Annotated in this window: 8 protein-coding genes; 1 reads left to right on the forward strand and 7 read right to left on the reverse strand. The window is 71.4% G+C overall.

Annotated features, from left to right (window positions below):
• Positions 1-37: 37 nt before the first annotated feature.
• Both NS334_RS09285 and NS334_RS09290 read right to left on the reverse strand, forming a co-directional pair.
• Positions 38-4,153, reverse strand: coding sequence for a translocation/assembly module TamB domain-containing protein (locus NS334_RS09285; protein ID WP_058755695.1), 4,116 nt, complete (start codon positions 4,151-4,153; stop codon positions 38-40).
• Positions 4,153-6,129, reverse strand: a complete 1,977-nt coding sequence (locus NS334_RS09290; RefSeq protein WP_058755696.1) for an autotransporter assembly complex protein TamA — start codon at positions 6,127-6,129, stop codon at positions 4,153-4,155. Before NS334_RS09290 ends, NS334_RS09285 begins: the two co-directional genes overlap by 1 nt.
• Positions 6,130-6,261: 132 nt before the next feature.
• Between NS334_RS09290 and NS334_RS18620 the strand changes: the two genes are divergently transcribed.
• Positions 6,262-6,429: a hypothetical protein gene (locus NS334_RS18620; protein WP_193753042.1), complete on the forward strand. Its 168-nt coding sequence runs from the start codon at positions 6,262-6,264 to the stop codon at positions 6,427-6,429.
• Between the two features lie 5 nt (positions 6,430-6,434).
• Here the strand turns inward: NS334_RS18620 and NS334_RS09300 are convergent, their stop codons facing one another.
• Genes NS334_RS09300 through NS334_RS09320 form a run of 5 tightly spaced genes read right to left on the reverse strand, consistent with a single transcriptional unit; the run spans position 6,435 to position 10,451 of the window.
• Positions 6,435-7,046 (reverse strand): hypothetical protein, encoded by a 612-nt coding sequence (locus NS334_RS09300; RefSeq protein ID WP_193753043.1) that lies wholly within the window; start codon positions 7,044-7,046, stop codon positions 6,435-6,437.
• Between the two features lie 17 nt (positions 7,047-7,063).
• Positions 7,064-7,537: a hypothetical protein gene (locus tag NS334_RS09305; protein ID WP_058755699.1), complete on the reverse strand. Its 474-nt coding sequence runs from the start codon at positions 7,535-7,537 to the stop codon at positions 7,064-7,066.
• A 54-nt stretch (positions 7,538-7,591) separates the two neighbouring features.
• A complete protein-coding gene (locus NS334_RS09310) occupies positions 7,592-7,984 on the reverse strand; it encodes a cytochrome c-type biogenesis protein (protein WP_058755700.1) in 393 nt (130 codons plus the stop codon).
• Positions 7,981-8,514, reverse strand: coding sequence for a DsbE family thiol:disulfide interchange protein (locus NS334_RS09315; protein ID WP_241491884.1), 534 nt, complete (start codon positions 8,512-8,514; stop codon positions 7,981-7,983). Before NS334_RS09315 ends, NS334_RS09310 begins: the two co-directional genes overlap by 4 nt.
• A gap of 11 nt (positions 8,515-8,525) precedes the next feature.
• Positions 8,526-10,451 carry a heme lyase CcmF/NrfE family subunit gene (locus tag NS334_RS09320; protein ID WP_058755701.1) on the reverse strand — a complete coding sequence of 642 codons (1,926 nt, stop codon included), beginning with the start codon at positions 10,449-10,451 and terminating at the stop codon, positions 8,526-8,528.
• Positions 10,452-10,891 lie beyond the last annotated feature (440 nt).

Genomic DNA, 10,891 nt, shown 5'->3' on the forward strand with positions numbered 1-10,891 from the left:
CAACATGGCCCAGCGCTGACGGTTCCGCATCGCTACGCTAATAATCGCGCGATACCCGTGCGTTGATGCTTTGCCGCCCCAGCGTCGAGATCGACGACAGCAACGATAGCCAGCGCGTTACCTGGAATTCGACCCGCGTTGCCGAATAGCCGGCGCCATCGGTGATGATCTCGGCATAGAAGCGGCGAGTCACGTATTTCCCGGCCGCGATCGACGTGCCCTGCCCGGTCTGCGGATCGGCGGGCAGGATGCGCAGCCGGTCCAGCCCCGCCGCGCGCCGTACCGCGTTGATCGGGTTCAGCCCATTGCCGCCGCCCTGCAACGCCGCGACCGCCGCCGCCAGCTGCAAGGCCTCTGGCGCGGACAGGTTCGTGATCGAGGTGCCGAACAGCAGGCGGGACAGCAACTCGTCCTGCGGCAGCGCGGGCGTGCTGGAGAAGCTGATCTCCGGCTTCTGCGCGACGCCGGTCACGCGGATGGTGGCGTTCAGCCCGGTGGTGTTGGCGGCCGCCTCGATATCCAGCGCGGGGTTGGCCGGCACCTCGCCCGCGAAGCGGATCACGCCGCGCGACAGCTCGAACTCGCGCCCGGCGAATTCGTAATCGCCACGAATCAGGTCGGCGCGCCCGGTGATCGCGGGATTGGTCGGCGTTCCGGCGATCTGCACGTCCGCCGTCCACTCGCTGGTCAAGCCGAGCCCCGACACCAGCAGGCCGTTGCGCGCGCGTGCATGGACGTCGAGTGTCCAAGGCGCGGCCGCCTCGTCATCGATCACGTCGCCGCCGGGCACGTTGATCTCGCGCACATTGATCTGCGGCAGCGCGCTGGCGACCGTCGCCTGTCCCAGCCGATAGCGGCTGCTGTCCAGCCGCACGTCGCCCGAGATCACCCCTCCCGTACCGTCGGAGCGGAACGCGATCGGCCCCGTCACGGTCGCGCCGATATCCTCGCGGTCGATCAGCACCGCATGATCGGCGTTCATCCGCAGGTCGAGCGCGACGCCGTTCGCCGCGCCGAAATCGAAGCTGCCGGTCCCGGTCACGCGCCCGCCGCGCCCGGCGTCGCCGGTGAAGCGCTCGATCCGCAGCCGCGATCCGTCGAAGCGCCCGGCGGTCTGGATGTTGGTGACGACCGTTCCGGTGGTCGCGCTCTGGATCCGCGCGCCCGATGCGCGCACCAGCCCGCGGATCTGCGGACTGCCGGCGGTGCCGGTCACGTCGGCGGAGATCGCGACCGGGCCCGACAGGTCGAACAGTTCGATCCGGGTCAGCCGCCACAAGGTATCCGCCGGTCCGGCATAGCGAAGCTGCGCGAACAGCGGCGCACGGGTAAGCCGCTCCACCAGGTCGCCGCCGCCCAGCGGCTTCAACAGCGCCTGCGCACGCCCGACAGTCTTGCCGCCGGACGCCATGACCACACGCACGCCCAGCCGGTCGCTGCCGAGCACGCCCGCGAGCCCGAGGTCGATCGGCGCGGACGATGTGAGCAGCCCGGACCGGGTCAGCCCGCGCACCGTCAGATTGGCGCGCCCGGTCGGCGCCGCGCCATCGCGCGCGGCGAGTTCCAGCGTGCCGGTCGCGGTGCCGCCCAGTCCCAGCCCGCTATAGCCGATGTCGAGGACACCCAGCGGCAGGCTCTGCAACGCCGCGCGCACCGCCGTCTCTCGCGCGCCGAGCCGCCCCGATACCTGCGCACTGCCGCCCGCGAAGGTCAGGCGGGTCGACGCCAGCGCCCAGACGTCCCCGTCACGACGAAGCACGGCCGGCGTCTCCAGCCGGATCGGCTGCTGCCCGATCGTTCCGTTGGCGCGCACGACGTAACCATCGGCGGTGATCTGCGTCACCGTCTCCACCCGGAAGCCGACGCCGCGCGATCCCGCGACCGATGCGCGTACCTCACCCGTTTCACCGGTCAGCGCCACCTGCCCGGCGAAGCGCGACACCGACAGCGCGCCGCGACGCAGCCCCGCACCACTGGTGGTCGCGGTGACGCGGGCACCATCCGGCTCCAGCAGCACGTTGAAATCGACCCGCCCCTGCCGCACGCTCGCCCCGCCCCCGATCCGGGCATTGCGGGCGTCGATCCGCCCGGAGACACGCTGCACCGCGCCGGCCGGCGCGAAGTCGAGCGCCCCCGACAAGCCACCACCGGCCACGCGCAGCCGTCCGCTGAAGCCGTTGTCGACGATATCCAGCGTTCCGGTCGCACGCGTCCCGCTCACGTCCAGCCGTGCCAGCGCGATCTGCGCCTGCCCGCCCGGCGGCAGCAGGATCGCGCCCGCGCCCTCGAACGGTCCCAGTCGCGAGCCACCGGCCGCCGCGAACGCGAACCCCTGCGGCGTCGGGTCGAGATGCGCGCGCACGTCGCGCAATCCCAACGCGGCATTCGGGTGCTGGAAGACGAGGTCGATCGTCGGCTTCTCGATGCGCCCGTCCAGCTTCAGCTGCACCGGACCGTAACTGGCCTGCGTGCCGCTCCCCTCGAACACGAACGTCCCGTCACGGCGCCGATAGCCGCTGCCCGCCAGCCGCAGCGAGGGGGCGGTCAGCACCAGTCGGGGGAAGTGCAGTACGCCGTCGGGCGTCCGTTCCAGCAGCGCCTCGACCCGCGGCAGCCCGCCGGTCAGGCTGCGGAAGAAACCGTTGTCGAGCCGCACCATCCGCGCGCTCCCGCGCCCGACCACGCGCGTGCCATGGCCGTTCGCGCCCGGCACCGCGCGCAGTTGCGAATCGACGTCCACCACGCCCAGCCCGGGAATGAGGTAGCGCCCCAGCGCCCCCGACAGCGCGATGTCATAGCGGCCGGTATGAAGGTCGAGCGTCAGGCCGATCCGGCCGGTCAGCTTGTCCGACCGCAATCGAAGACCATCGCCGACCACCGTATCGGCTGTCACCTGCAGCACACCGGCCAGCGACAGGTTCCGCAGGATACCGCCCGCCACGTCGCCGACGCCGGTGACGCGCGCGGCGGTGAAGGCGAGCGGCAGCGCGATCGGGCGCGGTCCCCAACGACCGCGTCCGGCGGCGCGTGCCTGCTCGAAACCGGTATCGTCGAAGGCGAAGCGATTGGCGGTCAGGCGATAATCGAAGGTGAAGGTGCGGAAATTGCCGTCCAGGATTGCACGCAGCCGCATGTCCGTGGCGCGCATGTTGCGGAACAGCGCCTCGGGCCGCAGCAGCCGCGCGGTGACGCGCACGCTGCGCAAGGCGCTGTCGGCCAGATCGACCATCCCCGTCGCCTGCACCGCCAGCCCGCGCGAGCGCAGCGAGAGCGTCCCGTCCAGCCGCCGCGCCACGAAGGTCGCGTCGCCGTTCACGATGACGTGCGGGCTGGTCAACGATTGAAGCTTCCCACGCGTGATGCTGGCCGGGGCGACCGTGCCGGTCAGCGTGTAGCGTCCGGCGCGATTGCCCAGCGTCAGGTCGGCGATGCGCGTGGTGCCCGCCTGCGCCACCGCATGGCCCCGCCACCGCCGCCAATCCCCCGCCCCGGCCACGTCGAGGGCGACGGCGCGGTTCAGCCCGGTCAATTGCGCCAGCACGCCGCGCACGCCGCCACGTGCGCGCGCGGCGACATCGAACACCCCCGCATCCGGTCGCGAATCCAGACGGACGGCCAGGGTGTCGCTACCCGCGACAACCGCGTCCAGATCGACCAGCGCGTGGCCGTCGCGAATGTCGGCGCGCGCGCGCAACCGGCCTTCGCGGACCCGCCCGGTGACGGCGGGGGCAACGATCAGCCGCGTCACCGCCAGCCGGCCGATCAGAATGTCGAATCTGGGCAGCAGCGGACCGGATCGCCCGGTATCGCGCGGCTCCGGCAGCTTCGCCAGCGTCGCGAGCGGAATGTCGAGCGCGGTAATCTCCAGCCGGTTGCCGAGCCACGCCAGCGGCGACCAGTCGAGTCGGGCGCGTGGCACCGACAGCACCAGGCCCTTCGGATCATAGAGGCGCACGTCGATCAGTTCGGCCTGCCCGTACAGCGACCCGTCGATCCGTCCGATCCGGAAACGCAAGCCGTTATCGGGCCTGAGCGCGTTGACGCGATCGGCGACGAAGCGATGCCCGACATCGGTATCGAGCCCGCCGACGACGATCGCGACCAGCGCCACCACGCCGAGAACGATCAGGCCCAGAACCCGCGCCACCCGCATCAGAACGCCTGTCCCAGCGAGACATAGACCGCGATCCGCGGATCGCCCGGTTGCGGATTGATCGGCGTGCCGACGTCGAGCCGGATCGGCCCGAAGTTGCTGTAATAGCGCACGCCGATCCCGGCGCCGTACCGCATCCCGCTCAGATCCGGCAGCCCGCCGGTGTAGATGTTGCCGCCATCGAGGAACGGCACGACGCCGAAATTGCCGAATGCCTTCATGCGTGCCTCGACCGCGAACTCGGCGAGGCTGCGTCCGCCGATCGGGTCGTTGTTGACGTCGCGCGGGCCGATCGACTGGAAGCTGTAACCGCGCACCGACGCGCCGCCGCCGGCATAGAAGCGCCGCGACGGCGCGATCTGGTCGCGCGGCGCGCCGAGGATCGTGCCCAGCCGGATGCGCGCCGCCAGCACCACGCCGTCGCCGACCGGCTGATACTTGCTGGCGTCAAACTGGACGCGGGTGTAGCCGAAGACGCTGTCCTGCAACGACACTTCCGGGCTGACCCGCCCCGCCAGCCGGAATCCGCGGGTCGGGTTGAGCAGGTCGTCCGATCCGTCATAGCCGAGGCTGGTCGGCAGCGCGCCGATCAGGAAGGTGCGACGGCGCGGCTGGCCGGTGGAGGCGATCACGTCGCGCTCGTCGGTCGCGACCAGCTCCGCCCCCAGCGACCAGGTCCAGGTCTTCTGGAAGAAGATATTGGTCTGCCGCTCCAGCGCCGCCGACAGCGAGATGGTCTGCGCATCGAACGCGTCGCGGCGCAGGTGCGCGGCGGAAAGCTGCGCGGTCAGGACGCGGTCGCGGGCATGGAAGTTGTTGCGACGGAAGGTGATCTGCCCCAGTTGCTCGCGCGTGCCCGCGACGCCGCGCAGCGTCACCGCGCCTTCGGGCGGAAGCAGGTTGCGGTGCGTCCAGCTCACCTCGGAGCGTGCACCCTCACCCGTACCATAGCCCAGCTCGACCGCGATCGTGCGCGGCGGCGCGGGCTCCAGCCGGACCGCGATATCGACGGCGTTCGGGTCGGCGGCCGGAACCGCGCGCACCTCGGCGGTGGACACGAGCCCGGTCTGCACCAGCGCGCGGCGCAGGTCGTCGACCTCCGAGGTCTCATATTGGTCGCCGGGTTTGAAGCGGGCGATGTCCTGAACGTGTGCGGCGTCGAACACCTTGTTGTCCGCATTGACCGTGATCCGGCCGAAACGGCGCGCGGTGCCGGGCGCGACCTCCATCGCCAGCGTCGCGGTCTGCGTCGCGCGATCGACCACCACTTCCGGGTCGCCGACCGTGGCGAAGGGGAAGCCCTCCTCGCCGATCCGCGTGCGCAGGTTCGACTCGGCCGCGGCGATCGCATCGGCGTTCACCGCATCCTCGGGCTTCACCCCGAACGCGTCGCGCAATGTGGCCGCCTTGGCGCCCGCCGCCTCGACCCCGGCCAAGGTGACGCCGGTGAAGCGATAGAGCGCTCCGGGTGTGACGGCCAGCACGACCACCGGGCGACGATCCTGCCGCTCGACGCGGGTCGCGACGACCGCGTCGTAATAACCCTCTCCTTTCAACAGCGTGACCAGCAGGTCGGCGTCCTGCCGCGCGCGCCGGTCGAGCTGCGCGGCATTGGCCTCCTTGCCCTCCGCCCCGGCCAGCACGGACAATTCCCTGAACCGCTGACGCAGCAGCGCGCCGCCGATCGCGTCCAGCCCGTCGATCCGCCAGCCGTAGCGGAAGCTCGCGCCGACATCGCCGCGCGTCGCGGCGGGGGCGGCGGCGGTGGTCGAGAGGTCCGGCCAGTCGACGCCGATATCGGGCAGCGGTGCGAGCGCGTCGTTCGGATCGACATCGCTCATCGGCGCGGGCGGCACGACCAAGGGCGGCGCCGGCGCCTGCTGCGCGGACGCCGGGACCGCCACGATCCCGTTTACGATGATCGCGCCGCACACGACGCGGACCAGCACGCCATGCCGCCCCACGTCAGGCCACATGGCCCCGGTCTAGCGGCTTGCTCAGCGAAGAAGAAGCGCGAAAACCGGGGTGATCAGCGTCCGCATCGCATGCGCGCCACGCCCGGTCGCGACGGCTGGCGCTGCACGGCGCGGCGTGGCATCTGGCGCGGCATGGCACCTCCCCCGCGCACCCCATCCGCCGGCGGCTTCCCCATCGCGGTCGGCGCGCTGGGCGGGACCGCGATCGGCCTGTACACCGGCCAGCCGTCGATCGGCTTTCTCGTCGGGCTGGCGGCCGGCGTCGCGCTGGCGGTGCTGATCTGGTGGCGCGACCGGTAGCGCGCTTACCGGATCGGCGGCACCCAGCCCGACGGCAGCGGCGGGGGCGGCGTGCCGATCTTGCGGCCGACCCGGTCGAGCTGCGCATTGTAGCGGATGCGATCCTTCACGCTCAGATGCGCCTGTTCGTTCACCTCGCGCGGAACGGCCTTTTCGACATGGCGCAGGCTGTGCGCGACACCGGCGGCGCGCACGCGGCTGATCGCGCCACGCTCCCGCTGTTCGGCGGCGGTGGTACGCAGCGTCGTGATACGGCGCGCGAACCGTTCCTGCTGGCGGCGATCGATCCGCCAATGGCCCTTGTAGGGCGCCGCCTCCAGCCCGCTGCGGCGCAGCGAGAGGTACAAGGCGTGGCGCGGCGTGACGCGGCCACGCACGCGCGGCGCCTGCCGGTCGGCGAGCAGGGTCGGATCGACCTCCATGAAGCAGCCGGTGAGGTGCGCCAGCGCCTGCATCCGCTCGTCCATCCGCTGTTGCGGCAGATCGACGCGGACCTTGCCACGCGCGCATTCCGCCACCGCCGGCACCGCGAGCAGCAACCCCACGCCGCTGCCCAGCAGCGCGAGCGGACGAACGAACGACGAGAACATGCGACACCCCCGGAACAAGATCGTCATGGGTTAGCGCGCGGCGCTCACACGGGCAACGCCCCGCCCGCGCGCCGCGCCGCCTCCATCGAGACGCCGAACACCAGATGCGAGGCAAGGCCGTAAGCGTTGCCGGGCACCTCCGCCCGCGGCCACGGACCCCAGCCCGCCGCCGGCACCAGCACGTCGTCGAGCAGCAGCATCGTCGACAGGCCGGCGGGCACACCCCAGCCCCGCGCCAGCGCCGGCCAGCGCCGCACCGCCAGCGCATAACCGCCGCCGATCGCCGCCCCCAGCGCATAATGCATCGCCGAGCCGGCCAGCGCGCGATGCTTCTGGGTGACGGGGCGTCCCTCGACCGCTTGGCTGATCGTATCGGCGGCTTTCACGGTGGCGGGATCGTCATCGCCCCCGTCCATGCCGAAGGCGGGCGCGGCGACATCCTGAAAACGGTCCATCACGAACGAGGCCGCCAGTCCGGCGCCGACGCCGATCAACGCGGTGGTGAGTAGTGAAGGCATGGCAATCTCCCGGTTATCCGGGCCGTCAACGCCGCGACCGCGCGCGCGGTCGCATCACCGCCGACGGAAGGAGCCGCGCGCGATCCAGAGGCCGAGCGCGAGCAGCGCCAGCGGGGCGAGCCAGAGCGGCAGGGTGACGGCGCGCAGCGGCGGCGCATAGCTGACGTAATCGCCGTAGCGCGCGATCAGCCAGTCGCGGACCGCCGCCGGCTTTTCGCCCGAAGCGATGCGTTGACGCACCAGCGCGCGCATTTCCCCCGCCATGTCGGCGTCGGAATCGGCGATCGACTGCCCCTGACAGACCACGCAGCGCAGCGTCTCCATCAGGCCGCGCGCCTGTCGTTCCTGATCGGGGTCGCGGAGCTGGGTATAGGCGAGCGGCGGCAGCGCGGTCTGCGCGGCGACCGGCACCGCCGTCAGCAACGCGACGAGCGCGAGCCGCTTCATTGCGCCGCCGCCAGCGCCTGCATCAGTTCGGGCACGTCCTCCGGCCGGATGTCGCCGACATGCTGCGCGCGGATCACGCCCGTGCCGTCGACGACGAACGTCTCCGGCACGCCCGAGGAGCCGAGCGCCAGTTGGACGCGGCTGTGCGCGTCGGCGCCGATCCGGGCATAGGGATCGCCGTTGCGGCGCAGGAACGCCGCGATATCCCCGGGCGTGTCCTTGATCGCGATGGCGTCGATCGGGATGCCGGCCGCCTTCAGCGTCATCAGCTGCGGCGCCTCCGCGATGCACGGCACGCACCAGCTGGCGAAGACGTTGAGCAGGCGCGGCTTGCCCTGCCGGAAGTCGGCGCTCGACAGGCCGGGCTTCCCGGGCGCGATCGCGGGCAGCGTGAAATCGGGCAGCGCGCGCCCGACCAGCGCCGAGCGGACGGTGCGGTCGGCGGGCCTCCACAGGCCCCAGGCGACGACCGCGACGATCAGCGCGAAGATGCCGAGCGGCAGCCAGCGCTTCATGCGCCCGCTCTTCATGCGCCCGCTCCTCATGTGAACGCCTCCGCGCGCTGCTTCGTACGCCACAAGCGCCACTGGTGACCGAGCAGCGACAGCGCGCCGCCCAGCGCGATCAGCGCGCCGCCCAGCCAGATCAGCGTCACGAACGGCTTCCACCACAAGCGCAGCTGCCAGCGCCCGTCGTCACCGAGCGCGCCGAGGACGGTGTAGAGCTGCCCGTTCCACATCGTCGCGATCGCGCTTTCGTTGGTGGTGGTGACGGGTGTGGTGAAATAGCGGACCTGCGGGCGCAGCACGAAACTTTGGCCATCCCCGTCCGTGACCGACAGCCGCCCCTCGATCGCGGTCCAGTTATCGCTGACCAGCGGGCGGACGCCCTCCAGCCGGACGGTGTAGCCCGCGACCCGTGCGGGATCGCCGACGCCGACCGCCAGCAACGTCTCCTGCGTATAGGCGGTGCTGATCGCCATGCCGGCCAGCGACACCGCGATGCCGAGATGCGCGATCACCATGCCCCATAATTGCAGCGGGGCGCGGCGCAGGTTGCGCCGGGCGAGCGGCGCGACGCTGGCGACCGCCAGCCCGGCGGCGAGCGCGACCCCGGCGAGCGGCAGCACGCCGATCGGCCCGGCCAGCAGGAACACCCCGACCCCGGCCGCCAGCGTCGCGGCGATCGCGGGGAACAGCCGCTGGATCACCGCCTCGGCTTCGTCCCGCCGCCAGCGCAGCAGCGGGCCGACCGCCATCACCGCGACCAGCAACAGCGCGATCGGCCCGGCGGTCGAATCGAAGAACGGCGGGCCGACCGACAATTGCACGTCGAACGCGCCGGCGACGATCGGGTAAAAGGTGCCGATCAGGACGATGCCGAGAATGACGGTCAGCAGCAGATTGTTGGCGACCAGCGAGCCTTCACGGCTGAACGGTTCGAACAATTTCCCCTGCCGCACCGTGCCGACGCGCGCGCCGAACAAGGCGAGCGCGCCGCCGATGTAGAGCAGCAGCAGCACGAGAATGAAGCTGCCACGGCGCGGATCGACCGCGAAGGCGTGGACGCTGGTCAGGATGCCCGAGCGGACCAGGAAGGTGCCGATCATGCTCATCGAGAAAGCGACGACCGCCAGCATCACGGTCCACGCACGCAACCCGTCGCGGGTCGCCAGCACCGTCACCGAATGGAGCAGCGCGGTGGCGGCGAGCCACGGCATCAGGCTGGCGTTCTCGACCGGATCCCAGAACCACCAGCCGCCCCAGCCGAGTTCGTAATAGGCCCAGTAGCTGCCGGCGGTGATGCCGAGCGTCAGGAAGATCCACGCCCCCAGCACCCACGGCCGCATCGCGCGCGCGAACGCCGGGCCGACGTCGCGCGTCACCAATGCGCCGACCGCGAAGGAGAAGGCGACCGACAGCCCGACATAGCCCGCGTAGAGCGTCGGCGGGTGGAAGGCGAGGCCGGGATCCTGCAACAGCGGGTTCAGCCCCGCGCCATCGGGCGGCGCGGGATTGAGACGCGCGAACGGGTTCGAGGCGAAGAGCAGGAAGGCGTAGAAGCCGAGCGCGATCGTCGCCTGTGCCGCCAGTGTCGCCACCAGCGTGCGCTCGGCCAGCCGATGCTCGAACCGCGCGACGGCGGCCCCGGCCAGCCCGAGGATCGTGACCCACAGCAGCATCGAGCCTTCGTGGTTTCCCCACGCGCCCGCGAACTTGTAGAGCCACGGCTTGGCGGAATGGCTGTTGGTGGCGACCAGCGCGACCGACATGTCGCTGTCGAGGAACGCCGCGATCAGCGCCGCCATCGCCAGCGCCGCCAGCGCGCCCTGCACCACCGCGACGGCGCGGATCGCGGTGGTCGCCTGCGGCATGGCACGGCGGAGCGCGAGGGCGCCGAGCAGCGCCTGCAACGCCGCCAGCGCGGCGGCGAGCCAGAGGGCGGCCAGCCCGGTCTCGGCGGTCATGCGGGAAAAGGCCTTTGAATCACCACGCCGCCATACGCCGGATCGCGGGGGGACGTCGAGGGTGCGGGGCGGTGCCGTCGTTCCCGTGGTTACCAGCACCGTCATTCCCGCCCTTCGGCTGCCTGCAAGGCAGGCGCTCAGGATAAACTTTGGCCGCAGGCCAAAGGCGGGAATCCAGACGCACAGGTCGTCGCAAGGGTCGCGACGTCAGAGGTTCTGGATTCCCGCCTGCGCGGGGATGACGAGTGGGGCACGTCATTGCGAGCGGAGCGAAGCCATCCAGGGCGTCCTGGTCCGGCTCTGGATTGCTTCGCTCCGCTCGCAATGACGAGAGAGCCTCACACCCGCCGGTGCTTGCCGCCGTAATGCTGGCCGATGTAGCTGCCGATCCGCGCCATTTCGGTCGCCGCCGAGCGGGCGGTTTCGGCGCAGCAGGGGAT

The organism is Sphingomonas endophytica (assembly GCF_001476895.1).
Classification (GTDB): Bacteria; Pseudomonadota; Alphaproteobacteria; order Sphingomonadales; family Sphingomonadaceae; genus Sphingomonas; species Sphingomonas endophytica_A.